Origin of the sequence: Enterobacter sp. HMSC16D10, assembly GCF_001807145.1 — a bacterium.
GTDB lineage: Bacteria > Pseudomonadota > Gammaproteobacteria > Enterobacterales > Enterobacteriaceae > Enterobacter > Enterobacter roggenkampii.
The window spans coordinates 207003-231581 of sequence record NZ_KV787817.1 but is presented as its reverse complement, the minus strand read 5'-3'; the positions used below and the strand labels follow the sequence as shown (position 1 = coordinate 231581).

At 56.0% G+C, this 24579-nt stretch carries 24 protein-coding genes and 1 other annotated feature; of the genes, 14 read left to right on the top strand and 10 right to left on the bottom strand.

Annotated elements, in window-relative coordinates; translation table 11 throughout:
- Positions 1-12 precede the first annotated feature (12 nt).
- A complete protein-coding gene (locus tag HMPREF3143_RS01290; protein WP_008499280.1) occupies positions 13-285 on the top strand; it encodes a metal-sensing transcriptional repressor in 273 nt (90 codons plus the stop codon).
- Here HMPREF3143_RS01290 and HMPREF3143_RS01285 read toward each other — a convergent pair.
- The gene (locus HMPREF3143_RS01285; RefSeq protein ID WP_046091588.1) at positions 278-1843 is read right to left on the bottom strand and encodes an EAL domain-containing protein; all 1566 of its coding nucleotides are present in this window, start codon (positions 1841-1843) and stop codon (positions 278-280) included. The genes HMPREF3143_RS01290 and HMPREF3143_RS01285 overlap by 8 nt on opposite strands.
- A 219-nt stretch (positions 1844-2062) precedes the next feature.
- On the opposite strand from HMPREF3143_RS01285, the gene HMPREF3143_RS01280 reads away from it, so the two are divergent.
- Complete coding sequence (locus HMPREF3143_RS01280) at positions 2063-2323, top strand: type B 50S ribosomal protein L31 (RefSeq protein ID WP_006176933.1); 261 nt, start codon at positions 2063-2065, stop codon at positions 2321-2323.
- A 2-nt stretch (positions 2324-2325) separates the two neighbouring features.
- Entirely contained in the window at positions 2326-2466 is a 141-nt protein-coding gene (gene ykgO / locus HMPREF3143_RS01275) for a type B 50S ribosomal protein L36 (protein ID WP_003859006.1), read from the top strand.
- Here ykgO and HMPREF3143_RS01270 read toward each other — a convergent pair.
- Positions 2463-3173 (bottom strand): GNAT family N-acetyltransferase, encoded by a 711-nt coding sequence (locus HMPREF3143_RS01270; protein WP_065101748.1) that lies wholly within the window; start codon positions 3171-3173, stop codon positions 2463-2465. The genes ykgO and HMPREF3143_RS01270 overlap by 4 nt on opposite strands.
- Before the next feature lie 101 nt (positions 3174-3274).
- Between HMPREF3143_RS01270 and HMPREF3143_RS01265 the strand changes: the two genes are divergently transcribed.
- A complete protein-coding gene (locus HMPREF3143_RS01265) occupies positions 3275-4735 on the top strand; it encodes a MocR-like pyridoxine biosynthesis transcription factor PdxR (protein ID WP_070531477.1) in 1461 nt (486 codons plus the stop codon).
- Here HMPREF3143_RS01265 and HMPREF3143_RS01260 read toward each other — a convergent pair.
- The 6 genes from HMPREF3143_RS01260 to acrA form a co-directional block, all read right to left on the bottom strand.
- On the bottom strand, positions 4707-5174 hold the full coding sequence (locus tag HMPREF3143_RS01260) for a YlaC family protein (RefSeq protein WP_008499285.1): 468 nt from the start codon (positions 5172-5174) through the stop codon (positions 4707-4709). The genes HMPREF3143_RS01265 and HMPREF3143_RS01260 overlap by 29 nt on opposite strands.
- A 117-nt stretch (positions 5175-5291) precedes the next feature.
- A complete protein-coding gene (gene maa / locus HMPREF3143_RS01255; protein WP_008499286.1) occupies positions 5292-5843 on the bottom strand; it encodes a maltose O-acetyltransferase in 552 nt (183 codons plus the stop codon).
- A gap of 206 nt (positions 5844-6049) precedes the next feature.
- Complete coding sequence (locus tag HMPREF3143_RS01250) at positions 6050-6268, bottom strand: HHA domain-containing protein (protein ID WP_008499287.1); 219 nt, start codon at positions 6266-6268, stop codon at positions 6050-6052.
- A 27-nt stretch (positions 6269-6295) separates the two neighbouring features.
- Positions 6296-6670 carry an Hha toxicity modulator TomB gene (gene tomB, locus HMPREF3143_RS01245; protein WP_008499288.1) on the bottom strand — a complete coding sequence of 125 codons (375 nt, stop codon included), beginning with the start codon at positions 6668-6670 and terminating at the stop codon, positions 6296-6298.
- A gap of 509 nt (positions 6671-7179) precedes the next feature.
- Positions 7180-10326 (bottom strand): multidrug efflux RND transporter permease subunit AcrB, encoded by a 3147-nt coding sequence (acrB, locus tag HMPREF3143_RS01240; RefSeq protein ID WP_008499289.1) that lies wholly within the window; start codon positions 10324-10326, stop codon positions 7180-7182.
- 22 nt (positions 10327-10348) lie between these two features.
- Entirely contained in the window at positions 10349-11542 is a 1194-nt protein-coding gene (acrA, locus tag HMPREF3143_RS01235; protein ID WP_070531474.1) for a multidrug efflux RND transporter periplasmic adaptor subunit AcrA, read from the bottom strand.
- A gap of 140 nt (positions 11543-11682) precedes the next feature.
- Here acrA and acrR point away from each other — a divergent pair, with 140 nt between their 5' ends.
- Both acrR and mscK read left to right on the top strand, forming a co-directional pair.
- Complete coding sequence (gene acrR / locus HMPREF3143_RS01230; RefSeq protein ID WP_070531471.1) at positions 11683-12336, top strand: multidrug efflux transporter transcriptional repressor AcrR; 654 nt, start codon at positions 11683-11685, stop codon at positions 12334-12336.
- Between the two features lie 113 nt (positions 12337-12449).
- Positions 12450-15797, top strand: a complete 3348-nt coding sequence (gene mscK, locus HMPREF3143_RS01225; RefSeq protein ID WP_023293140.1) for a mechanosensitive channel MscK — start codon at positions 12450-12452, stop codon at positions 15795-15797.
- Here mscK and rsmS read toward each other — a convergent pair.
- Together rsmS and priC are read right to left on the bottom strand one after the other, a co-directional pair.
- A complete protein-coding gene (gene rsmS, locus HMPREF3143_RS01220; protein WP_023326812.1) occupies positions 15794-15976 on the bottom strand; it encodes a pleiotropic regulatory protein RsmS in 183 nt (60 codons plus the stop codon). The genes mscK and rsmS overlap by 4 nt on opposite strands.
- Positions 15977-15990: 14 nt before the next feature.
- Positions 15991-16518 carry a primosomal replication protein N'' gene (gene priC / locus HMPREF3143_RS01215; RefSeq protein ID WP_021241631.1) on the bottom strand — a complete coding sequence of 176 codons (528 nt, stop codon included), beginning with the start codon at positions 16516-16518 and terminating at the stop codon, positions 15991-15993.
- Between the two features lie 50 nt (positions 16519-16568).
- Between priC and HMPREF3143_RS01210 the strand changes: the two genes are divergently transcribed.
- From HMPREF3143_RS01210 to hemH, 8 genes are all read left to right on the top strand, one after another.
- Positions 16569-16946 (top strand): DUF454 family protein, encoded by a 378-nt coding sequence (locus tag HMPREF3143_RS01210; RefSeq protein WP_008499296.1) that lies wholly within the window; start codon positions 16569-16571, stop codon positions 16944-16946.
- A 151-nt stretch (positions 16947-17097) separates the two neighbouring features.
- Positions 17098-17649: an adenine phosphoribosyltransferase gene (gene apt, locus HMPREF3143_RS01205; RefSeq protein WP_000127359.1), complete on the top strand. Its 552-nt coding sequence runs from the start codon at positions 17098-17100 to the stop codon at positions 17647-17649.
- Between the two features lie 88 nt (positions 17650-17737).
- Positions 17738-19666: a DNA polymerase III subunit gamma/tau gene (gene dnaX / locus HMPREF3143_RS01200; protein ID WP_039023754.1), complete on the top strand. Its 1929-nt coding sequence runs from the start codon at positions 17738-17740 to the stop codon at positions 19664-19666.
- Positions 18996-19060 (top strand) — a sequence feature (DnaX frameshifting element). It overlaps the preceding gene by 65 nt.
- 54 nt (positions 19667-19720) lie before the next feature.
- Positions 19721-20053: a YbaB/EbfC family nucleoid-associated protein gene (locus HMPREF3143_RS01195; protein ID WP_003858972.1), complete on the top strand. Its 333-nt coding sequence runs from the start codon at positions 19721-19723 to the stop codon at positions 20051-20053.
- Positions 20053-20658 (top strand): recombination mediator RecR, encoded by a 606-nt coding sequence (gene recR, locus HMPREF3143_RS01190; RefSeq protein WP_008499298.1) that lies wholly within the window; start codon positions 20053-20055, stop codon positions 20656-20658. The genes HMPREF3143_RS01195 and recR overlap by 1 nt, the downstream gene beginning before the upstream one ends.
- A gap of 110 nt (positions 20659-20768) precedes the next feature.
- On the top strand, positions 20769-22643 hold the full coding sequence (gene htpG / locus HMPREF3143_RS01185; protein ID WP_046091591.1) for a molecular chaperone HtpG: 1875 nt from the start codon (positions 20769-20771) through the stop codon (positions 22641-22643).
- Positions 22644-22838: 195 nt separating this feature from the next.
- The gene (gene adk / locus HMPREF3143_RS01180) at positions 22839-23483 is read left to right on the top strand and encodes an adenylate kinase (protein ID WP_006809841.1); all 645 of its coding nucleotides are present in this window, start codon (positions 22839-22841) and stop codon (positions 23481-23483) included.
- Between the two features lie 124 nt (positions 23484-23607).
- Positions 23608-24570: a ferrochelatase gene (hemH, locus tag HMPREF3143_RS01175; protein ID WP_023343508.1), complete on the top strand. Its 963-nt coding sequence runs from the start codon at positions 23608-23610 to the stop codon at positions 24568-24570.
- The last annotated feature ends 9 nt before the right edge of the window (positions 24571-24579 follow it).

The following is a 24579-nucleotide window of genomic DNA, read 5'->3' as shown; positions in this document are numbered from 1 at the left end:
AGGGAGACAGAGATGTCACATACCGTTCGCGACAAGAAGATGTTACTGACTCGCCTGAAGAAAATTCAGGGGCAGAGCACCGCGCTCGAAAAAATGCTCAACAGCGAACACGAATGCGCCGAGGTGTTACAGCAGCTGGCGGCGATCCGTGGAGCGGTCAACGGCATGATGATGCAGGTGATTGAAGGGCACCTTACCGATCACGTGGTGAAAGAGCCCGAAGAGGCGCAGCGTGAAGCCGATCTTGGCGTGGTGCTACAGGTGATGAAATCCTACCTTAAGTAGCGTGCGTGCCGAGGTTATTTTCTGCCCAAAGAATAAATTCCGTCTTTGGTAGCGCTTTGCTGTAGTACCAGCCCTGTCCGTACTGCACGCCGTGCTGGTGCAGCCAGGCGAGCTGCCCGGCGGTCTCGACGCCTTCCGCCACCATCGCCAGCTTCAGCGACTTCGCCATTTCAATAATGTGCGGCGTCACGTTTTTATACTCCAGCGCATCCACGAACGATTTATCAATTTTTAGCGTGTCGACATCCAGATCCTGCAGATAGCTCAGGCTGGAATAGCCCGTACCAAAATCATCAATATAGACAGGGTGCCCCGAACGGCGGAATGCGGCGATAGCCGGCGCGCTGATTTTGGGATCGGCAAAGCCGCGCTCGGTGACCTCAAGGGCGATTTGGCCTGGGTGGACCTTCCATTTGTTCAGCAAGTGACTCAGCAGCGGCGGCAGCGTGCCGGAGGTCAAATCGGCGGGCGCGAGGTTGATGGAGATATGCTGATCGGGGTGAAGATGCAGCCAGCTGCCCATATCCTCGAACACCTTTTCGATAACGAGCTGCGTCAGCTGGGAGATAAGCCCGGTTTGTTCAGCAAGAGGGATAAAAATATCAGGCGAGAGGCTGCTTCCGTCCGGCTGCGGCCAGCGCGTCAGCGCCTCTGCGCCGACAATTTTTCCGCTACAGAGCGCCACGATGGGCTGATAGTGAACCACAAAATCGCGGCTGTTAATGGCGTCGAGCAGGCGGTTGCGCGGCGACTGGATGCGACGCAGTATCCGCAGGACAAAGAGCGCGGCAAGCAGGCTTATCAGGATGCCGAAGGGCAGCCACAAAAGCAGCTGCCGGTGCCATGTTTCAGCCAGCGGTTTGAGCGTAGCCCATGCAACGACGGTAAACCCCAGTTCAGGGACGGGCTTCATAACGTACATTGAACCGTCGTACTGTATGCTGGTCATCTCCTGACCCATGATCGTGTCACGGATATGCGGATCGAGCGTATTGCTGCTGGCAAAGATGCGGCGTGTGGTATTTCCTACCAGGGCAGCATCAATCGCTATCTCGCCGAAGGGGATCACATCCACAAGCGAGGCCGGATCGACCAGGACAAGGTAATGACCTTGCCCCAGTACGGCCATGTAGCGATGAAACCCCAGATCGTTTTGCGTGGTCAGCCATGCGCTGTAACCATCTTCGGTAACGCGCATCGGCGGGGGGAAAGGGGCGGCATGGCTGGTTTGTTCAAGAGAGGAGCAGAGTGGCCTGAGGTTGTCGATATAAATCACTTCCTGCACATATCGCCACGAGAAAGCGACCCGTCGCATCTCCCTTAACTGCAGGGGGCTGCACGGCACCCCCTCAAAGGCCTGCAGATGATTGAGCGCTTCCTTCGCCTGCCCCACGACCTTGTCGGTACGTATCAGCACGCGTGAGGCATAGTTATCCAGCGCATCGACAAATTTATCTTCCGCCTGACGATGAGCCAGCCAGATGCTCAGGCAAATGGGGACCAGCACGGAAAAGATAAGTATGCCAGTCACCAGACTGACCAGATGTCGGGTTTTCATGCTGTCGTTTCCTTCCTCGTATACCCGTTCCTGAGCACTGAGTTCCCTGCCTGAAGAGAAAGATTTTACCGCGAAATGATATAGTTATAGCACGTGGGTGGCGTGGTTTTCATTTTATCTCAGGTAAACCAGAAAATATCGTCAGAAGGAAGGGGTTGTTTTTTTAACCTGGCCTGGATATTATTTTGTTATGTTATAACAAAACATAAGGGGTTTACGATGAAACCAAACATCCATCCAGCGTATCGCACCGTGGTATTCCACGACACCAGCGCGAATGAATACTTCAAAGTGGGTTCAACCATTAAGACCGACCGCGAAATTGAACTCGACGGTGAAACGTATCCGTACATTACCATCGAGGTTTCTTCAAAATCGCACCCGTTTTATACCGGTAAGCAGAAAACGTTCTCCACGGACGGCAGCGCAGCGCGCTTCCGCAAGCGTTTTGGCGGTTTTCTCAATGCGAAGCGGGGCTAACCATGCAGGTACTTAACTCATTGCGCAGTGCAAAACAGCGTCACCCGGATTGCCAGATAGTCAAACGCAAGGGACGCCTGTACGTGATTTGCAAATCCAATCCGCGCTTTAAGGCGGTGCAGGGCCGTAAAAAAAGACGCTAAACGCGCGTTTCTCGCCAGCTTTCCAGGGATCTTTTCTGTTTGCCATCGGCAGTAAAATTGTCGGTGGCAAGCCAGCTTTCAAAGGCGTTTGCCAGCGCCGGCCACTCTTTGTCGAGAATCGAAAACCAGTCGGTATCCCGGTTATGACCTTTTATGACCAGCGCCTGACGAAAACGCCCCTCAAACTGAAAACCCAGACGCAGGGCCGCTTTGCGGGAAGGCTCGTTCAAACTATTGCACTTCCACTCATAACGCCGGTAGCCCAGGGTATCGAACACATACCGCATCAGCAGATATTGCGCCTCTGTTGACATGGGCGTGCGGCTTAAAAGAGGCGAGAAGTGAACGTGCCCCACCTCCACAACTCCGTTTTTAGGATCGATCCGCATCAGGGACAGCGTCCCGACCGGAGACCGGGTCTGGTTATCGATAACGGTAAAGTGTATGGGGTCGGATAACTCGCTTACGCTCGCCACCCATTCGGCAAATTCCTCTGCGGTAGCGTCGGGTTCACGCAGCAGCCACGTCCAGCTGCGCGTATCTTCAGCGAGGGAATAGGCGGAAAACAGCGCGTTGGCATGCTCCACGCGCAGCGGTTCAAGCCGACAATAGCGTCCCTGAAGCACGACCCGGGACGGGTGCTGACGAGGCTGCCAGTTGCTAAGCGCTTCGCCTACTGGCTGTCCGAACTGATTGAATGTCTTCATCTTAATTTCCGTGACGTTGAAAAGAGTTCCAGACTAGTGAATTGCTGGTTCCTTAAAAAGAACCACTGCGCTATGTTTTGATGGTGCCACGAGGAGGCGAGATGAATATACCGGGTGATGAATTTTATACCTTGCTCAATGCTGCCCTGCAAAAACGTGGGAAAGAGACGCGCCAACGCGCGCTTTATCTTGCGTTACGGGAGGCCATACTGTGCGGAAGGCTACTGTCCGGCAGCCAGCTTCCCGGTTCGCGAACGCTGGCTCAGCAGCTCTCCCTTTCCCGCAATACCGTCAATGCGGCGCTGGACCAGCTCACGCTGGAAGGGTATTTGCAGCGTAACCGCCAGGGAACGCGGGTGGCACAGCTCGCTCACCGCTCTGTCGCCCGGACATTGCCGGACCCTGCCATCAGGCTCGCCCGGCGGGTCGGCCTGCTGCCAGCGCCCGTGCCCCGGGACACGCCGGTGCTGGCGTTTACCCCGGGAACCCCGGCTATCAACTATTTTCCGCTACCGCTGTGGCGGCGATTGTACGATCGCGTGATGCGCGAGGAGGGAAGTGCCCTGCTAGGGTATGGCGACCCGGCCGGTGAACCGTCGCTGCGGGCAGCAATTGCCCGACACCTCGCCCTGTCCCGCGGTATCGACTGCGACGCCGGCCAGATAGTGATAACGGAAGGGGCGCTTGAGGGGGTTAACCTGTGCACCATGCTGTTGAGTGAGCCTGGCGATGTCGCGTGGGTGGAAAACCCCGGCTATAGCGGGGCAAAGAGCGCGTTTGTTAAAACAGGCCTGACCATGACGGGAATCCCTGTTGATGACGAGGGAATGTGCTGGGAAGGACGGGATGCGCCTGCTCCCTCGCTGATTTTTACCTCACCTTCACACCAGTTCCCCTACGGAAGCGTGCTCAGTGCCCGGCGACGTCTGGCGCTGCTGGAACTGGCCCGGCAGCACAACGCGTGGATCATTGAAGACGATTACGACAGCGAATTCCGTTATGCCGGTGAGCCTGTTCCGGCGATGCTGGGGATGGTCAACAACGCGCCCGTGGTTTATCTGGGAACATTCAGTAAAACGCTGTTTCCGTCGCTCAGAATGGGGTTCATGGTCTTGCCGCCAGCGCTGGCGAAAGCGGCTCGCCCGGCCATCGGCTCGCTGTTGCGGGGCGGGCATCGTGCCGAACAGCGTACGCTGGCGCTGTTCATTGAAGAAGGCCACTATGCCCGTCATCTTGCCGCCATGCGTCGGCTCTATCGTAAGCGATACCGCCAGCTGCGGGAGGTGCTGGGGGCAGAGCTTCACACGCCGCACCGTATACTGGCCGGTGAAGGCGGGATGCATCTGACGCTGGCGATATACGATATTGACGACCAGACGCTGGTGGCGCAGGCGAGGGCGTTTCAGCTGGCACCCGCTGCACTGAGCGGGTATTACCTGGAGGCGAAGCAGGGGCAAACCGGTCTGGTTTTAGGTTACGGCAACACCTCTGCTTCGCAGTTTGCGCCGGGGATCCGGCGTCTGCAGGCGTTAATTACGCAGCAGCAGGGCGCGAAAGGGTAAAGACATCATAGAAAGAGAGCTGGCCTTTGGTGGAGACCATTTTCTGCAGCTTCTCTTTTTGCGCTGTTTCAACGGCCGGAGAGTGCATGATGCTGTCGATCAGCTCCGTGGGCACGAAACGTGTGTTATACCATTCACCGTTGTAGCAGACCCGAAAATCGAGAACGTCGATATCTTCGTAACGGTAGCGCGGATTCACGTCGAAAAAGAAAAAGGCGTTAAAGACCACAAACAGCACAACCAGCAGCCAGACGGAGTCCACCAGCGTTTCGGACTTCAGCATCACAATCAGCGTCGCCAGCCAGGCGGCATACATGGCGACAAACAGTCCAGGATGTTTGCGAATAAAGCTAATGCTAAAGCGCGGGCGATTGTCGCGCTTTTCGCGGAGGTTAAGATCGTCGATGGTGGCGGTAAGCAGGCGCTGTATCTCGGTCATTTTTTGCCTTCATAAGAGTTGACAATACAGGGTGTCTGCCAATTTTAGGGGAGCCATCGGGCTGAAAAAAGTAACAGTCAGGCGCTAAAAGACCATAACAGTTGGCTCCCCGCGCCCTTATAAAGTTTTGATGATTTTTGCCGGATTGCCGCCCACGACGACGTTAGCCGGGACGTCTTTTGTCACCACGGCGCCGGAGGCCACCACCACATTATCACCGATCGTGACGCCAGGGTTAATGACCGCCCGGCCACCAATCCAGACATTATTCCCAATGTTGACCGGTTTCCCAAACTCCACGCCGCTGTTCCGTTCCTCTGCATCCAGCGGGTGGGTGGCCGTATAAATGTGCACACCCGGCGCGAGCATGCAGTTATCGCCGATGCGAACAGGGCAGACATCCAGCATCACGCAGTCGAAGTTCGCGTAAAAGTTTTTGCCAAGATAAATATTGTATCCGTAGTCGCAGCGGAAGCTCGGTTCTATATAAGCGCCTTCGCTTTGCCCCAGAAGTTCCGCCAGGATATTCTGGCGTTCTGTCTTTTCATCGGGCGCGGTGTGGTTATAGCGGTAAACCAGATGGCGGGCCCGCAGTCGGTCGGCCCGTAACGTCTCATCGCCGGGGCGATAATGTTCACCGGCAATCATCTTCTGTTTTTCTACGCTCATAGGAAACCTCTCTGGAAATGATTACCGCAGGGTAATCGGAACAGGTCGAGAGGGGAACGTTCCCGAAAAGCCGATGTGACTGTCGTCACAACATTGTTGCTGATGAACACGTTTTACACGGAGACCTGGCCTGGGCACAGGGAACATAACGGGATAGGTAAAAAACTCAGAACGTGGCGTAGAACTCTACAGACACCCTTCAAAGATTAACGGACAAATTTCCATACAGAAGTAGGGATTTTGTCATACAACTTATTCATGGTCAGCTCAGCAAGACGATGGTCAGCGGCTGAATAAAATACGGCCAGTTCATTATCAGAAAGCTCGTATTTATTCTTTTCAATCACGCGTTCGAGGGTGTCAATTGACTGACAACGTCGTAAGCGCATCAAATAATCGATTTTAGTGAGTGGTTTATCAGACATAAATTCACCTTAGTAATTGTAATAATTTTAACAGGAAAGGCTAACCGGGTTAGCTCTGCTCACGTTGACGAAACAGCGGAATAGCCGGTTTCCCGATTTACGCCATTTTTGCAAATCCTGGGCGTTAATGCCGTAACTACTGAACAACATAAAGGTGTCGTCCAGGTATTCATCAATTTGCTCAATGAGCTTATTATCTTCATTGTACTTAATTTTATAATTAAGTGCGAAGGTTGCGATATGCTCTATCAGCTCATTCAACTGTAAATTGATGGCAGACGTTGGGTCGTTTACCCAGCCATGGTTGCTTTCATCAAGGTTGGCAAGGCAGTCATGGTACAAGGATTCGCAGAGAAATTTCAACTGCGCGATATCATGCCTTTTTGGCGAGTACTCGTCCATAGCGCATCCCCTTCTGAGTGATTTCTTACTCACCGAACATCATTGTCGGGATGGATACAACTGACTTAGCTACATGAGTGCTGTGTTCCTGATAACCTAACTATAAGCCACTCCTTCCTGGATTTCATCGCGCTATTACGAAAAATTACAAATAAAACCGTAGACTGCGAGCATGTACGCAATGTTCCACCCTGGACACCCCTTTTTTATCCAAATTAACGCGCTGTTTTATCGCTTCCTTACGTTTCATTGGCTTAGCAAAAATGGCGAGAAAAGTTCAGATTCGAACTCCACGTTGTCAGAACTTCTTATTAGGAATATTCCTAATAGCTTAAGCGGGGAAATGAAATTAAAAAAATCCTGAATTCACCGATTAAGTTATCAGTTAATTATGATATGTCTAATTAAGATGGCAGAAAATAAATTGAATCACAATAAGCGTAATTTATGATTTTTTCTGAAAATGAAAAAGGCCGCTAATGCGGCCTTTTTATCATGTGAAACCGGTATCAGTGAGGTTCTACCGAATGCGCGTGTTCAACATCTTCATTCTTACGGCTGAAGCGGCGGCGAACCACCACGAAGAACACCGGTACGAAGAAGATAGCGAGTACGGTTGCGGTGATCATACCCCCCATAACGCCCGTACCGACCGCGTTCTGCGCACCGGAGCCCGCACCGGAGCTGATAACCAGCGGCAGTACGCCGAGGATAAACGCCAGTGACGTCATCAGGATTGGGCGCAGACGCATACGAACAGCCTCAAGCGTCGCCTCAATAAGACCTTTGCCTTCTTTCTCCATCAGATCTTTGGCGAATTCAACGATAAGTATCGCGTTCTTCGCCGACAAGCCAATGGTTGTCAGCAGGCCTACCTGGAAGTACACGTCGTTGGTCAGTCCGCGGAACGTTGCCGCAAGCAGCGCACCGATAACCCCGAGCGGTACCACCAGCATAACAGAGAACGGAATTGACCAGCTCTCGTACAGCGCTGCCAGACACAGGAAGACGACGATCAGTGAAATCGCGTACAGGGCAGGGGCCTGGTTACCGGACAGACGTTCCTGATAGGACATCCCGGTCCAGTCGTAGCCAACACCCGAAGGCAGTTTGCTCGCCAGCTCTTCCATCAGGTTCATGGCTTCACCGGTGCTTCGGCCCGGCGCAGCCTGACCCAGGATCTCCATTGATGGCAGACCGTTATAGCGTTCCAGACGCGGCGAACCGTATTCCCAGCGTGACGTTGAGAATGCCGAGAACGGTACCATCTGACCATTGCTGCCGCGCACGAACCAGCTGTTGATATCGTTTGGCAACATACGGTACTGCGCCTCGGACATCACGTACACTTTCTTCACGCGACCGCGGTCGATGAAGTCGTTAACGTAGCTACCGCCCCAGGCGGCGCCCAGCGTGGTATTGATGTCACTGATGGACACGCCCAGCGCCTGAGCTTTCTCCTGGTCGATGTCGATTTTGTACTGCGGCGTATCTTCCAGGCCGTTTGGACGCACGCCGACCAGCAGGTCAGGGTGCTTAGCCACTTCGCCAAACAGCTGGTTACGCGCCTGCGTCAGTTTTTCGTGACCCAGACCGCCCTGGTCAATCAGCTGGAAGTCGAAGCCGGTCGCGGTACCCAGTTCAACAATCGCCGGCAGGTTGAAGGCGAACACCATCGCATCTTTAATCTGCGAGAAGGTGCCCATCGCACGGCCTGTAATGGCTTCAACCTTGTTCTCTTTGCCCGGACGTTCAGACCAGTCTTTCAGAGAAACGAAGGCGATACCGGTGTTCTGACCACGACCCGCAAAGCCAAAGCCGTTAACCGCAAACACGGATTCAACGTTGTCTTTCTCTTTGGTGAGGTAGTAGTCCGTCACTTCGTCCAGCACTTTCTGGGTACGCTCTTGCGACGCACCTGCAGGAAGCTGTGCCATCGTCAGGAACACGCCCTGGTCTTCATCCGGCAGGAACGAGCTTGGCAGACGAACGAACAGGATCGCCATCCCCGCCACGATGATGATATAGAGCAGCAGGTAACGACCGGTGCTGCGCAGGATGTTGCCCACGCTGTCGGTGTAGTGGTGCGTGCTCTTATCAAACATGCGGTTAAACCAGCCGAAGAACCCTTTATGCTCCCCATGACCGCCTTTCTGAATCGGCTTCAGCATGGTGGCACACAGCGCAGGCGTCAGGATCAATGCGACCAGTACCGACAGCGCCATCGCGGAAACGATGGTGATCGAGAACTGACGGTAAATCGCACCGGTAGAGCCGCCGAAGAAGGCCATCGGGATAAATACCGCAGACAGTACCATCGCGATACCCACCAGCGCGCCCTGGATCTGACCCATTGATTTACGGGTCGCTTCCTTCGGCGGTAGACCTTCTTCCGCCATCACGCGCTCGACGTTCTCTACCACGACGATGGCGTCATCCACCAGCAGGCCGATGGCAAGCACCATCCCGAACATCGTCAGGGTGTTTATCGAGAAGCCAAAGGCCGCGAGGATGGCAAAGGTCCCCAGCAGAACGACCGGAACGGCGATGGTTGGGATCAGCGTCGCGCGGAAGTTTTGCAGGAACAGATACATGACCAGGAACACCAGGATGATCGCTTCTGCCAGCGTTTTAACCACTTCGTGAATCGAAATTTTAACGAATGGCGTGGTGTCGTACGGATAAACGATCTTCAGGCCTGACGGGAAGTACGGTTCCATTTTCTTCAGTTCTGCACGGATCGCCGTGGCGGTATCCAGGGCGTTCGCGCCTGTCGCCAGTTTGATACCCAGACCGGAAGCCGGCTTACCGTTGAACTTCGCGATGATGTCGTAGTTCTCACCGCCCAGCTCGACTTTCGCCACGTCGCGCAGGCGAACCTGCGAGCCGTCCTGATTCACTTTCAGCAGAATTTTGCTGAACTCATCCGCGGAGGTCAGACGGGTTTGCGCGATGATCGAGGCGTTAAGCTGCTGGCCCTTCACCGGCGGCGTACCGCCTAGCTGACCGGCTGCCACCTGGGCGTTCTGCGCTTTAATGGCGTTAATCACGTCAACCGGCGTCAGCTGGAAGTTGTTCAGCTTGTTCGGATCCATCCAGATACGCATTGCGTACTGAGAACCGAACAGCTGCACGTCACCCACACCGGACGTACGGCTGATGGCGTCCTTCATGTTGGCGCCCACGTAGTCGGAAATATCCTCCTGCGTCATGGTGCCGTTGGTGTTGATAACGCCGACAACCATCAGGAAGCTACTGGACGATTTCTCGACGCTCACGCCCTGCTGTTGTACTTCCTGCGGCAGCAGCGGCATCGCCAGCTGCAGTTTGTTCTGCACCTGAACCTGCGCAATGTCAGCATCCGTACCTGACTCGAAGGTCAGGGTGATCTGAACTGTACCGGTAGAGTCACTGTTTGAGGACATGTACATCAGGTTATCGATACCGTTCATGTTCTGTTCGATAACCTGAGTGACGGTGTCCTGCACCGTTTTTGCATCAGCCCCTGGGTAGGTCGCGGAAATCGTCACCGCCGGTGGCGCAATCGTTGGATATTGCGCGACAGGCAGCTTCAGGATCGCAAGTCCCCCGGCCAGCATGATGATAATGGCGATCACCCACGCAAATATGGGGCGATCGATAAAGAAATTAGGCATGTCTTAACGGCTCCTGTTTAAGTTAAGACTTGGTTTGTTCTGACTGGCCAGCGGCCGAAGGTTGTTGTTTATCGTCAGATGTCACTTCCTGTGCTTTAACCTGCGCGCCAGGACGAACTTTTTGCAAACCAGTAACAATCACGCGATCGCCATCTTTCAGACCTTCCGTCACCAGCCATTTATCCCCAATCGCCTGGGTGGCGGTGATATTGCGCATTTCGACTTTGTTATCAGCCCCAACAACCAGTGCGCTCGCATCGCCGCGTGGCGTACGGGTCACACCCTGCTGTGGAACCAGAAGGGCGGTTGGATTCGTTCCTTCTTCCAGACGTGCGCGAACGAACATACCTGGCAGCAGATTTTTGTCAGGGTTCGGGAAAATCGCACGTAAGGTGATGGAACCGGTGGTCTGGTCGACCGTCACGTCAGAGAATTCCAGCGTCCCTTCCTGCGGGAACTTGATACCGTCGTTGGTAATCAGCTCCACTTTGGCTTTGCCGTTTTCCTGTTTCAGGGTGCCGTTAGCCAGCTCCTGCTTCAGGCGCAGGAAATCATTGCTGGACTGCGTGACGTCAACATAGATCGGATCGAGCTGCTGCACGGTTGCCAGCGCAGTGGTCTGACCGTTCTGTACCAGGGCCCCTTCCGTGACGGAAGATTTACCAATACGACCGCTGATAGGGGAGGTCACTTTGGTATAGGCCAGGTTAATGCGCGCGGTTTCGACGGCCGCTTTGGCTGCCACCACGGCGGCGTTAGCCTGCTGGGCATCCGCCAGGGCGGTATCGTAATCCTGCTGACTGATGTACTTGGTACCGAGCAGTTTTTGATAGCGGTTCAGCGTCAGCTGGGCAATTTTAGCCGCGGCCTGTGCTTTAGCCAGATCGCCTTTCGCGCTTTCATAAGACGCCTGATAGGTTGCGGGATCAATCTGATACAGAGACTCACCGGCCTGCACATCACCGCCTTCGGTGAAGTTGCGTTTCAGGATAATGCCGCTAACCTGAGGACGCACTTCCGCAATGCGGTAAGCATTTGTACGGCCGGGTAATTCGGTGGTGATTTGTAGAGGTTCAGATTTGAGCGTCACAACGCCTACTTCTGGCGCCTGCTGAGCTCCTTGTTGAGCCGGTTTGTCGTCACATCCTGTTAGCGCTAAGCTGCCTGAAAGCATCAGAACGACCGCCAGAGGCGTTAACCCTCTGTTTTTGTTCATATGTAAACCTCGAGTGTCCGATTTCAAATTGATCAAGGGTCCTGAGTCTAAAACCCATTGCTGCGTTTATATTATCGTCATGCTATGGTACATACATTCACAAATGTATGTAAATCTGACTCCTGTAAATTCACTCACCTATGGCACGAAAAACTAAACAACAAGCGCTGGAAACCCGACAACATATTCTGGATGTGGCGATACGTTTGTTCTCGCAGCAAGGTGTTTCAGCAACCTCGCTGGCGCAAATTGCTCAGGCCGCCGGTGTGACGCGAGGAGCGATTTACTGGCATTTTAAAAACAAGTCAGATCTGTTCAGTGAAATCTGGGAGCTTTCAGAGTCCAGCATTAGCGATCTCGAGAGTGAGTATCGGGCAAAATTCCCAGACGATCCACTCTCAGTATTGAGAGAAATATTAGTATATATCCTTGAAGCAACGGTAGTTGAAGAACGTCGCAGATTAATGATGGAGATTATTTTTCATAAATGCGAGTTCGTGGGCGAGATGGCGGTCGTGCAGCAGGCGCAACGAAGCCTCAGTCTGGAAAGCTATGACCGTATTGAGCACAACCTGAACCTCTGTATGGAGGCAAAACTGCTACCTTCCAATCTGTTGACCCGTCGGGCGGCGATTCTGATGCGCAGCTACATTTCTGGTCTGATGGAAAACTGGCTTTTTGCACCGCAATCGTTTGATCTTAAAGCGGAAGCTCGCAGCTACGTGGCGATTTTACTGGAAATGCTACAGCTTAGCCCGACGCTGCGCAGCGACGCGCCTTCGCTAACGGCCTGACCCCTTTCCAGGATTTATCTCAGAGGCTTACGTTCGCGCTATTCTGCATCTGACGAGCGTGATATTCTTCACGCCGGACTATTTTCGGTCATCTTCTGACATCATTCACAACTATGCTGCCCATCAATCGCTCGCAACATCCTGTTTTTGCATTGCTCTTTGCGATGCTGTTTTTCTTCGCCACGGCGCCGCTGACCTGGGCCCGCGCCGATAACAGCAACGATATTCCCACGCGTGCTGACGTTCAGTCGCAGCTCGACACGCTGAACAAACAAAAAGAACTCTCTCCTCAGGAAAAACTGACGCAGCAGGATCTGACGGAAACGCTGGAGACGCTGGATAAAATTGAACGCGTTAAGGCTGAAACCGCCCAGCTTCGTCAGAAGGTGGCGCAGGCCCCTGAAAACATGCGCAAAGCGACGGAGTCGCTGAATGCCCTGAGTGACGTTGATAACGACAACGAAACGCGCAAAACGCTCGCCACGCTCTCCTTACGCCAGCTGGAATCGCGCGTCGCCCAGTTGCTCGACGATCTGCAAACCGCGCAGTCCGATCTCGCGACCTACAACAGCCAGCTTGTCTCCCTGCAAACCCAGCCCGAGCGCGTGCAAAATGCGATGTATACCGCGTCTCAGCAGCTGCAGCAGATCCGCAACCGCCTGAACGGCACGACGGTGGGCGAAGGCACGCTGCGCCCGACGCAGCAAACCCTGCTGCTGGTTCAGCAGTCGTTGCTCAATGCGCAGATCGAACAGCAGCGTAAAAGCCTGGAAGGGAATACGGTGCTGCAGGACACTCTGCAGAAACAGCGTGATTACGTCACCGCGAACATTAATCGTCTGGAGCATCAGCTTCAGCTTCTGCAGGAGGCGGTTAACAGCAAGCGCCTGACCCTGACGGAAAAAACCGCCCAGGAGGCCGTATCCCCTGACGAAACCGCCCGTATTCAGGCCAACCCGCTGGTAAAACAGGAGCTTGAGGCTAACCATCAGCTCAGTCAGCGCCTGATACTGGCGACGGAAAACGGCAACTCGCTGGTTCAGCAAAATATCAAGGTGAAGAACTGGCTGGATCGCGCCCTGCAGGCGGAACGCAACATCAAAGAGCAGATCGCGGTCCTGAAGGGCAGCCTCCTGCTGTCGCGTATTCTCTACCAGCAGCAGCAGACGCTTCCGTCCGCCGACGAGCTGGAGGACATGACCAACCGCATTGCGGATTTACGTCTGGAGCAGTTTGACGTCAACCAGCAGCGCGATGCCCTTTTCCAGAGCGATACCTTTGTCGCCAAAATTGAAGAGGGGCATTCCAGCGACGTGAATCCGGAAGTGCACGACGCGCTGCTCCAGGTCGTGGATATGCGTCGCGAGCTGCTGGACCAGCTCAATAAACAGCTGGGTAACCAGCTGATGATGGCCATTAATCTGCAAATCAACCAGCAGCAGCTGGTGAGCGTCTCGAAAAGTCTGCAGGAGATCCTGACCCAGCAGATTTTCTGGGTAAACAGCAACAAGCCGATGGACTGGGACTGGGTTAAATCCTTCCCTGAGACGCTGAAAACGCAGATTAAGAGCATGAAGATCACCGTAAACTGGGAGAAAGCCTGGCCTGCGGTAATGATTGCTTTCCTGGCCGGTTTGCCGCTGTTGCTGATTGCCGGTCTCATCCGCTGGCGTCTGGGCTGGCTGAAAAAATACCAGGCGAAACTGGCCTCCGAAGTAGGGCAGCTGCGCAACGATAGCCAGCTCCATACGCCAAAAGCGATTCTGATTGACCTTATTCGCGCCCTGCCGGTGTGCCTGATTATTCTGGCCGTGGGTCTGATTCTGCTCACTATGCAGCTCAACGTCAGCGATCTGCTGTGGGCGTTCAGTAAAAAACTGGCGCTGTTCTGGCTGGTGTTTGGCCTGTGCTGGAAGGTACTGGAAAAAGACGGCGTGGCGGTGCGTCATTTCAACATGCCAGCGCAGCTGACCAGCCACTGGCGTCGTCAGATCGTGCGCATCAGCCTGGCGCTGCTGCCGCTGCACTTCTGGTCGGTTGTCTCTGAGCTTTCCCCGCTGCATCTGATGGATGACGTGCTGGGCCAGCTGGTCATCCTGCTGAACCTGCTGCTGATTGCGATCCTGATGTGGCCGATGTGTCGCGACAGCTGGCGTGATAAAGAGTCCCACAATATTCGTCTGGCCACCGTGACGGTGCTGGCGATCATTCCGCTGGCGCTGATGGTGCTGACGGCGACGGGCTACTTCTATACCACGCTGCGCCTGTCCGGGCGCTGGATTGAAACGGTCTATCTGGTGATCGTCTGGAACCTGCTCTATCAGACCGTACTGCGCGGCCTGAGCGTGGCGGCGCGCCGCATCGCCTATCGCCGTGCCATCGCGCGTCGTCAGCATCAGGTGAAAGAGGGGGCCGAAGGCGCTGAGCCGCAGGAAGAGCCGACCATCGCGCTGGAGCAGGTTAACCAGCAGACGCTGCGTATCACCATGCTGGTGATGATCGCCCTGTTTGCGGTGATGTTCTGGGCGATCTGGTCCGATCTTATTACCGTTTTCGCCTATCTCGACAGTATTACCCTCTGGCAATACAACGGAACCGAAGCTGGCGCGGCGGTCATGAAAAGCGTGACCATGGGCAGCCTGCTGTTTGCGCTGGTGTCGTCGGTGGTGGCCTGGGCGCTGATCCGCAACCTGCCAGGCCTGCTCGAAGTGCTGCTCCTGTCACGTCTGAATCTTCGCCAGGGTGCGTCGTACGCCATTACCACGATCCTCAACTACGTCATCATCATTGTCGGAGCGATGACGGTCTTTGGCTCGCTTGGCGTCTCGTGGGATAAACTGCAGTGGCTGGCGGCGGCCCTCTCGGTCGGTCTTGGGTTTGGCCTGCAGGAGATCTTCGGTAACTTTGTCTCCGGCCTGATCATCCTGTTCGAACGTCCGGTACGTATCGGCGATACCGTCACCATCGGCACGTTCTCGGGAACGGTCAGCAAGATCCGCATTCGTGCCACCACCATCACCGACTTCGATCGCAAAGAGGTGATCATCCCGAACAAAGCGTTCGTGACCGAGCGTCTGATCAACTGGTCGCTTTCCGATACGGTGACGCGCGTGGTGATCCGCCTGGGCGTGGCCTATGGATCGGATCTGGATAAGGTGAAAGAGGTGCTGCTGAAGGCGGCGTCTGAACATCCGAAAGTGATGCACGATCCGGCCCCGGCGGTCTTCTTCACCACCTTTGGGCCGAGTACGCTGGATCACGAGTTGCGTTTATACGTGCGTGAACTGCGTGACCGCAGCTACACGGTGGATGAGCTTAACCGCTCTATCGATCGTCTGTGCCGTGAAAACGATATTAATATCGCCTTTAACCAGCTTGAGGTTCACCTGCGTAACGAGAAAGGTGATGAGCATACGGAAGTGAAGCGCGACATTAAGGGTGACGACCCGACTCCGGCTTAATCTATTTTCCCTCTCCCCTCTCGGGAGAGGGCAGGGTGAGGGGGAAGTTTCCCCTCAAAATCCCGCCGCACAATCTCCAGCGCCTTAAGCACCGTCTCGGCGGGGATCTCATGATTCTCCAGCAGCATAATCAAATCGACGGCCAGCTTGACCTCATCGGGTGCATTTTCCAGTGACATGGGTGTGGCTCCTGTTAACGGGTCAAACGTTCTATGACGCGTTCAATGTCATCCAGCGCCTGACGGCAGCGGACGATGCGTCCTTCCAGCGCGCTAATCTCGCGCATCAATAGCTGCTGCTCTTCCAGCGTTTCGCTGTTGTTCAGACGCACCTCGCGTTCACGCTTCATCTCAAACAGCCGGCGCTCAAACTCCTGGTTCTCGAGCCGCTTGCGCTGCCATTTGCCGAGCCCCGGCGAGGCGCTGTCCCAGGCGCGCAGCGGCCAGGCGGCGATTTCGCGATGCAGTGCGGTGATCTGCTCGGTGAGATGCTCTGCAAGCCACGCCACCTGTTCCTGTTGTTCATTCTCAACCGCATGGCGAAGCTCGTCGAGGTTCGTCTGCGCTTCAGACAGGTAATCCTGAATGACGGTGCTGCGGGTACGAAAAAGCTGCCGGTCAAAGCGCGGCTTCAGCGTGGCGTGCCCCATCAGCGGCGTGGCCTGCGCCCGCAGAGCGATCAGCTGATTTTGCAGCCTCTCAAGAAGCAGTGCTGTTTTCAAGGCGCTCTCCAGTGGTAAAGTAGCCGTTCAGTTTGATAACGATTCGCATTATGCAGCGTACTATTTTAATCATCATTGGCTGGCTTGCGGTAGTGCTGGGCACGCTGGGTGTAGTATTACCCCTGCTGCCGACCACGCCGTTTATCCTGCTGGCGGCCTGGTGTTTCGCCCGCTCGTCGCCGCGTTTTCACCACTGGCTGCTCTACCGCTCATGGTTTGGCGGGTACTTACGCCACTGGCAAAAACACCGTGCCATGCCGCCCGGCGCCAAGCCGCGCGCGATCGCGGTGATCCTCATTACCTTCGCCATTTCATTATGGCTGGTGAAAATGATGTGGGTGCGGATCCTGCTGCTGATCATTCTCTCCTGTCTGCTTATCTTTATGTGGCGGATCCCCGTGGTTGATGAAAAGCAACAAAAGCACTGAAGCCTCATCATGGCTGTTGCAATTATCACGCGCAGCCAGTAAATTCGACCGTTTTCGAGCACAGGTGCGCCTGGTCAAAGGTTAAACAATTGTTGCCTTGGCCGACTCGTTGCGCGCTGTGAGTAACACTGTTTCATTTAGGCACAAACCGATGACCGCAACTGCACAGCAGCTTGAATATCTGAAAAACAGCATCAAAAGCATCCAGGACTACCCAAAGCCTGGCATTCTTTTCCGTGATGTCACCAGCTTGCTGGAAGACCCGAAAGCGTACGCACTCAGCATTGAACTGCTGGTCGAGCGTTACAAAAACGCCGGGATCACCAAAGTAGTAGGTACCGAAGCCCGTGGCTTCCTGTTTGGCGCACCGGTTGCGCTGGCAATGGGCGTGGGTTTTGTGCCGGTGCGTAAGCCGCGCAAACTGCCGCGTGAAACCATCGCAGAAAGCTACGAGCTGGAGTACGGCACCGATCAGCTGGAGATCCACGTTGACGCGATCAAGCCTGGCGACAAAGTGCTGGTGGTCGACGATCTGCTGGCAACCGGCGGCACCATTGAAGCGACCGTGAAGCTGATCCGCCGTCTGGGTGGGGAAGTGACCGACGCGGCCTTCATCATCAACCTGTTCGATCTCGGCGGTGAACAGCGCCTGGAAAAACAGGGTATTACCAGCTACAGCCTGGTACCTTTCCCGGGTCACTAATCCCGGTTTTCACAACCTCGCTCAATGGGTGAGGTTGTGATAGCATTCCCCTCCATAAATTCACCTTCCAGCGTTGCAGAGCCTGCCCATGAGTTATCAGGTGTTAGCCCGTAAATGGCGACCACAAACCTTTGCTGACGTTGTCGGTCAGGAACATGTGCTGACGGCCCTGGCGAACGGCTTGTCGCTAGGTCGCATCCATCACGCCTATCTTTTTTCCGGCACCCGCGGCGTCGGTAAGACCTCTATTGCCCGTTTGCTGGCAAAAGGTCTCAACTGCGAAACCGGGATCACCGCCACGCCGTGCGGCGTGTGTGATAACTGCCGGGAGATCGAACAGGGGCGTTTTGTCGATCTGATCGAGATCGACGCCGCTTCGCGCACCAAAGTTGAAGATACCCGCGACCTGCTGGACAACGTCCAGTACGCCCCGGCGCGCGGCCGCTTCAAGGTCTACCTGATCGATGAAGTGCACATGCTCTCGCGCCACAGCTTCAACGCCCTGCTGAAGACGCTGGAAGAGCCGCCCGCGCACGTGAAGTTCCTGCTGGCGACCACCGATCCGCAAAAGCTGCCGGTCACGATTTTATCGCGCTGCCTGCAGTTCCACCTGAAGGCGCTGGACGTTGAGCAGATCCGCGCGCAGCTCGAGCACATTCTCGATGAAGAGAACATTGTCCACGAACCGCGCGCCCTGCAGCTGCTGGCCCGCGCGGCGGACGGCAGCCTGCGCGATGCGCTCAGTCTGACCGATCAGGCGATTGCCAGCGGTGACGGCAAACTCTCCACCGAGGCGGTCAGCACCATGCTCGGCACGCTGGATGACGATCAGGCGCTGTCGCTTATCGAAGCGATGATTGCCGCTAACGGCGAACGCGTGATGTCGCTGGTGAACGCGGCCGCTGCCCGCGGTATTGAGTGGGAAGGGCTGCTGGTTGAGATGCTCAGCCTGCTGCACCGGGTGGCAATGCTGCAGCTTTCTCCCTCCGCCATTGGTGCGGATATGGCCGCCATTGAACAGCGGATGCGTGAGCTTGCCCGCACCGTGCCGCCTGCCGACGTGCAGCTTTATTACCAGACGCTGCTGATTGGTCGCAAAGAGCTACCGTTTGCGCCGGATCCGCGGATGGGCGTTGAAATGACGCTGCTGCGCGCGCTGGCGTTCCACCCGCGCATGCCGCTGCCGGAGCCGGACGTGCCCCGACAGTCTTTCGCCCCGGTTGCGCCGACGGCGGTGATGTCACCGCAGCAGGTGCCGCCGCAGCCGACGCCGCCACCGCAGCAGAACGTACCGCTGTCGGATGCCACCAGTTCGGTGCTTGCCGCGCGCAGCCAGCTGCAGCGTGCGCAGGGAGTAACCAAACCAAAAAAGAGTGAACCGGCAGCGCCAGGAAGAGCGCGGCCGGTGAACAACGCCGCGCTTGAACGACTGGCCTCGGTAACGGAGCGCGTACAGTCGCGTCCGGCACCGTCCGCGCTCGAGCAGAAAGCCCCGGTGAAAGAAGAGGCTTACCGCTGGAAGGCAACCACCATCACCGAAACGGTGAAGGAAGAGGTTGCCACGCCGAAAGCGCTGAAAAAGGCGCTGGAGCATGAAAAAACGCCGGAGCTGGCCGCGAAGCTTGCCGAAGAGTCCATTGCGCGCGACGCCTGGGCCGCCGAGGTCAGCAAACTCCAGCTGCCGAAGCTGGTCGAGCAGGTCGCGCTGAACGCCTGGAAAGAGCAGGACGGCAATCAGGTGCGTCTGCACCTGCGTCCGGGCCAGCGGCACCTCAATTCCCCTGGCGCGCAAAAGGCGCTGGCCGAGGCGCTCGCCACATTACAGGGTGCGCCGGTTGAATTGACTATCATTGAAGATGATAATCCGGCAGTGAAAACGCCGCTCGAGTGGCGCCAGGCCATTTATGAAGAGAAGCTCGCGCAGGCGCGCGAGGCGATTATTGCGGATAACAACATTCAGACCCTGCGCCGGTTCTTCGACGCCGATCTGGATGAAGAGAGTATTCGCCCCATTTGATCGTGAGTCTGACTTACGGTTGTAATCCTTAAACGTGAAAGAAGAGAGAAGCCTATGTTTGGTGGAAAAGGCGGTCTGGGTGGCCTGATGAAGCAGGCTCAGCAGATGCAGGAAAAAATGCAGAAGATGCAGGAAGAGATCGCTCAGCTGGAAGTCACGGGTGAGTCCGGTGCCGGTCTGGTCAAGGTGACCATCAACGGTGCGCACAACTGCCGTCGCGTGGAAATCGACCCGAGCCTGCTCGAAGACGACAAAGAGATGCTGGAAGATCTGGTTGCAGCCGCGTTTAACGATGCCGCTCGCCGTATCGACGAAACCCAGAAAGAGAAAATGGCCTCCGTTTCCAGCGGCATGCAGCTGCCGCCTGGCTTCAAGATGCCGTTCTGATGCAAACCAGTCCGCTGCTCACGCAGTTAATGGAAGCACTGCGCTGCCTGCCGGGCGTTGGCCCGAAGTCGGCGCAGCGCATGGCGTTTACGCTATTGCAGCGCGACCGCAGCGGCGGGATGCGCCTGGCGCAGGCTCTGACCCGCGCCATGTCAGAAATTGGTCACTGTGCGGATTGCCGCACCTTTACCGAGCAGGACGTGTGTAACATCTGTACGAACCCGCGTCGTCAGGAAAACGGTCAGATTTGCGTGGTGGAGAGTCCGGCGGACATCTACGCCATCGAACAAACCGGGCAGTTTTCCGGGCGCTACTTCGTGCTGATGGGGCATCTCTCCCCGCTGGACGGCATCGGCCCGGACGATATCGGTCTTGACCGCCTTGAACAGCGTCTCGAGTCCGAAACCATCAAAGAGGTGATCCTCGCCACCAACCCCACGGTGGAAGGGGAGGCAACCGCCAACTACATCGCCGAACTGTGCTCGCAGTATGGCGTTGACGCCAGCCGCATCGCCCACGGCGTGCCGGTCGGCGGCGAGCTGGAGATGGTCGACGGCACCACGCTGTCGCACTCTCTGGCCGGACGTCACAAGATTATTTTCTGACCAAACGGAGGCTGCGCGCGCCGCCTCCGCTTGAAAATTTCCCCCCGTATCCCCATCTCTCCCTCAACGTTTTAAAACCCCATTAAATGGCATTGTTGAGGTCGACTTAGATGAAAGGACAAGAAACCCGTGGTTTCCAGTCAGAAGTAAAACAGCTTCTGCACCTGATGATCCATTCCCTGTATTCCAACAAAGAAATTTTCCTGCGTGAGCTGATTTCCAACGCCTCGGATGCGGCGGACAAGCTGCGCTTCCGCGCGCTGTCTAACCCGGATCTGTACGAAGGCGACGGCGATCTGCGCGTACGCGTCTCGTTTAATAAAGAGAACCGCACCCTGACCATCGCCGATAATGGCATCGGGATGAACCGCGACGAGGTGATCGACCACCTCGGGACCATCGCGAAATCCGGCACCAAGGCGTTCCTGGAGTCCATGGGCTCTGACCAGGCGAAAGACAGCCAGCTGATCGGCCAGTTCGGCGTCGGTTTCTACTCGGCGTTCATCGTGGCGGACAAAGTCACCGTGCGCACCCGTGCGGCGGGCGACAGCGCCGAGAACGGCGTGCTGTGGGAATCCAAAGGGGAAGGCGAATACACCGTTGATGACATCACCAAAGCGGACCGCGGCACCGAAATCACCCTGCACCTGCGTGAAGGGGAAGATGATTTCCTGAACGACTGGCGCGTGCGCTCCATCATCAGCAAGTACTCCGATCACATCGCGCTGCCGGTAGAGATTGAAAAACAGGAAGAGAAAGACGGTGAAACCGTGGTTTCCTGGGAGAAAATCAACAAGGCGCAGGCGCTGTGGACGCGCAACAAGTCTGAGATTAAAGACGACGAGTACAACGAATTCTACAAGCACATCGCCCACGACTTTACCGACCCGCTGACCTGGAGCCACAACCGTGTGGAAGGTAAGCAGGAGTACACCAGCCTGCTGTACATCCCGGCGCAGGCGCCGTGGGACATGTGGAACCGCGATCACAAGCACGGCCTGAAGCTGTACGTGCAGCGCGTGTTCATCATGGACGACGCCGAGCAGTTCATGCCGAACTATCTGCGCTTTGTGCGCGGCCTGATCGATTCCAACGATCTGCCGCTGAACGTCTCCCGCGAAATTCTGCAGGACAGCACCGTCACCCGTAACCTGCGCAACGCCCTGACCAAACGTGCGCTGCAGATGCTGGAAAAACTGGCGAAAGACGATGCGGAAAAATACCAGACCTTCTGGAAACAGTTCGGTCTGGTGCTGAAAGAAGGCCCGGCTGAAGACATGGCGAACGTTGAAACCATCGCCAAACTGCTGCGCTTTGCTTCTACGCACACCGACTCCTCCGCGCAGACCGTGTCGCTGGAAGAGTACATCTCCCGCATGAAAGAAGGGCAGGAGAAGATCTACTACATCACCGCCGACAGCTACGCCGCGGCGAAGAGCAGCCCGCACCTGGAGCTGCTGCGTAAGAAAGGCATCGAAGTGCTGCTGCTTTCCGACCGCATCGACGAGTGGATGATGAACTACCTGACCGAGTTCGACGGTAAGGCGTTCCAGTCCGTTGCCAAAGCCGATGAGTCCATCGACAAGCTGGCAGATGAAGTGGATGAAAATGCGAAAGAAGCCGAGAAGGCGCTGGAGCCGTTCATTGAGCGCGTGAAAACCCTGCTGGGCGACCGCGTGAAAGAGGTGCGCTTCACGCATCGTCTGACCGACACTCCGGCCATTGTCACCACCGATGCCGACGAAATGAGCACCCAGATGGCGAAGCTGTTCGCCGCGGCGGGCCAGGCAGTGCCGGAAGTGAAATATATCTTTGAGCTTAATCCGGATCATCCGCTGGTGAAACGCGCGGCGGATACCCAGGACGACGCCCGCTTTGCCGAGTGGGTTGAACTCCTGCTGGATCAGTCCCTGCTGGCCGAGCGAGGCACGCTGGAAGATCCTAACCTCTTCATTAAACGTGTGAATGCGCTGCTGTTGGCGTAATTGACCACGCCTCTCCTGGTCTTCTCCCTCTCCCCGAGGGAGAGGGCCAGGGTGAGGGCACCAGACCGCACTATCCCAAATTATCTCCCCCCATTAACCGTTTCAGCCTTCCTGCCTTCCTTGAGCGATGCCCGTTCTGGTGGTATTGTTTAGCGCTTTTGAAAAATTGAAACGACTTTTGAGGGGATTTTCGCAATGCGTATTATTCTGCTTGGCGCTCCGGGCGCGGGTAAAGGAACTCAGGCTCAGTTCATCATGGAGAAATACGGTATTCCGCAAATCTCCACCGGTGATATGCTGCGCGCCGCTGTTAAATCTGGCTCCGAGCTGGGTAAACAGGCGAAAGACATCATGGACGCAGGCAAGCTGGTGACCGACGAGCTGGTCATTGCTCTGGTCAAAGAGCGCATTGCTCAGGAAGACTGCCGTAACGGTTTCCTGCTGGACGGCTTCCCACGCACCATTCCTCAGGCTGACGCCATGAAGGAAGCGGGCATCAACGTGGACTACGTTCTGGAGTTCGACGTACCGGACGAGCTGATCGTTGACCGCATCGTTGGCCGTCGCGTACACGCTGCCTCTGGCCGCGTTTACCACATCAAATTCAACCCACCTAAGGTTGAAGGCAAAGACGACGTGACCGGCGAAGAGCTGACCACCCGTAAAGACGATCAGGAAGAGACCGTGCGCAAGCGCCTGGTGGAATACCATCAGATGACTGCGCCGCTGATCGGCTACTACACCAAAGAAGCGCAGGCGGGTAACACCAAATACGCCAAAGTTGACGGCACCAAAGCCGTGGCTGACGTGCGTGCTGAGCTGGAAAAAATCCTCGGCTAATTGCATCTCTCTCACCCGGGCCACCGGGTGAGAAAAATTCTCATCTTACCTATTACAGCAATGGGTTTCGTTTAAACGCATTTCCGCTACAATTGACAACCATTCAAATGGTTAAGAGGCGTGAATGAGTCAGGCGAAAACCGGCATCCTGCTTGCCAATCTGGGCACTCCAGAAGCACCTACATCAGACGCGGTAAAACGCTACCTGCGACAATTTTTAAGCGACACGCGCGTCGTGGATTTTCCGCGACTGCTGTGGTGGCCGCTGCTGCGTGGCGTCATTCTGCCGATCCGTTCTCCGCGCGTCGCCAAACTCTATCAGTCCGTCTGGATGGAAGAGGGCTCGCCGCTGATGGTCTACAGTCGTCGTCAGGAGAAGGCGCTGGCCGCCCGCCTGCCGGAGATGCCCGTCGCGCTCGGCATGAGCTACGGCAAACCGTCACTGGAAAGCGCGGTGGACTCGCTGCTGGCGCAGGGCGTGGACCATATCGTCGTGCTGGCGCTCTACCCGCAGTACTCCTGCTCGACGGTGGCCGCCGTCTGGGACGAGCTGGCGCGCATTCTGGCGACCCGCCGCCGCATTCCGGGCGTGACCTTTATTCGCGACTACGCGGATAACGAGCTGTACATCAAGGCGCTCGCCAACAGCGCGCGCGCGTCGTTTGAAAAACACGGCGAGCCGGATCTGCTGCTGCTCTCCTATCACGGCATCCCGCAGCGTTTCGCCAATGAAGGGGATGATTACCCGCAGCGCTGCCGCGATACCACCCGCGAGCTGGTTTCCGCCCTCGGCCTGCCGCCGGAGAAGGTGATGATGACCTTCCAGTCGCGCTTCGGCCGCGAGCCGTGGCTGACGCCGTACACCGATGAAACCCTCAAAATGCTCGGCGAGAAGGGCGTGAAGCATATTCAGGTGATGTCGCCGGGCTTCTCGGCAGACTGTCTGGAGACGCTGGAGGAGATCGCGGTGCAAAACCGGGAATTTTTCCTGGAGGCTGGCGGCGAAAAGTACGAGTACATTCCGGCGCTTAACGACTCCCCTGAGCATATCGACATGATGGTCTCGCTGGTAACGAACGGTCGCTGATCGCACTCC

Coding starts and splice junctions, on each gene's coding strand:
- HMPREF3143_RS01290 (WP_008499280.1), top strand. CDS start 13: ATGTCACATACCGTTCGCGACAAGAAGATGTTACTGACTCGCCTGAAG.
- HMPREF3143_RS01285 (WP_046091588.1), bottom strand. CDS start 1,843: ATGAAAACCCGACATCTGGTCAGTCTGGTGACTGGCATACTTATCTTT.
- HMPREF3143_RS01280 (WP_006176933.1), top strand. CDS start 2,063: ATGAAACCAAACATCCATCCAGCGTATCGCACCGTGGTATTCCACGAC.
- ykgO (WP_003859006.1), top strand. CDS start 2,326: ATGCAGGTACTTAACTCATTGCGCAGTGCAAAACAGCGTCACCCGGAT.
- HMPREF3143_RS01270 (WP_065101748.1), bottom strand. CDS start 3,173: ATGAAGACATTCAATCAGTTCGGACAGCCAGTAGGCGAAGCGCTTAGC.
- HMPREF3143_RS01265 (WP_070531477.1), top strand. CDS start 3,275: ATGAATATACCGGGTGATGAATTTTATACCTTGCTCAATGCTGCCCTG.
- HMPREF3143_RS01260 (WP_008499285.1), bottom strand. CDS start 5,174: ATGACCGAGATACAGCGCCTGCTTACCGCCACCATCGACGATCTTAAC.
- maa (WP_008499286.1), bottom strand. CDS start 5,843: ATGAGCGTAGAAAAACAGAAGATGATTGCCGGTGAACATTATCGCCCC.
- HMPREF3143_RS01250 (WP_008499287.1), bottom strand. CDS start 6,268: ATGTCTGATAAACCACTCACTAAAATCGATTATTTGATGCGCTTACGA.
- tomB (WP_008499288.1), bottom strand. CDS start 6,670: ATGGACGAGTACTCGCCAAAAAGGCATGATATCGCGCAGTTGAAATTT.
- acrB (WP_008499289.1), bottom strand. CDS start 10,326: ATGCCTAATTTCTTTATCGATCGCCCCATATTTGCGTGGGTGATCGCC.
- acrA (WP_070531474.1), bottom strand. CDS start 11,542: ATGAACAAAAACAGAGGGTTAACGCCTCTGGCGGTCGTTCTGATGCTT.
- acrR (WP_070531471.1), top strand. CDS start 11,683: ATGGCACGAAAAACTAAACAACAAGCGCTGGAAACCCGACAACATATT.
- mscK (WP_023293140.1), top strand. CDS start 12,450: ATGCTGCCCATCAATCGCTCGCAACATCCTGTTTTTGCATTGCTCTTT.
- rsmS (WP_023326812.1), bottom strand. CDS start 15,976: ATGTCACTGGAAAATGCACCCGATGAGGTCAAGCTGGCCGTCGATTTG.
- HMPREF3143_RS01210 (WP_008499296.1), top strand. CDS start 16,569: ATGCAGCGTACTATTTTAATCATCATTGGCTGGCTTGCGGTAGTGCTG.
- apt (WP_000127359.1), top strand. CDS start 17,098: ATGACCGCAACTGCACAGCAGCTTGAATATCTGAAAAACAGCATCAAA.
- dnaX (WP_039023754.1), top strand. CDS start 17,738: ATGAGTTATCAGGTGTTAGCCCGTAAATGGCGACCACAAACCTTTGCT.
- HMPREF3143_RS01195 (WP_003858972.1), top strand. CDS start 19,721: ATGTTTGGTGGAAAAGGCGGTCTGGGTGGCCTGATGAAGCAGGCTCAG.
- recR (WP_008499298.1), top strand. CDS start 20,053: ATGCAAACCAGTCCGCTGCTCACGCAGTTAATGGAAGCACTGCGCTGC.
- htpG (WP_046091591.1), top strand. CDS start 20,769: ATGAAAGGACAAGAAACCCGTGGTTTCCAGTCAGAAGTAAAACAGCTT.
- adk (WP_006809841.1), top strand. CDS start 22,839: ATGCGTATTATTCTGCTTGGCGCTCCGGGCGCGGGTAAAGGAACTCAG.
- hemH (WP_023343508.1), top strand. CDS start 23,608: ATGAGTCAGGCGAAAACCGGCATCCTGCTTGCCAATCTGGGCACTCCA.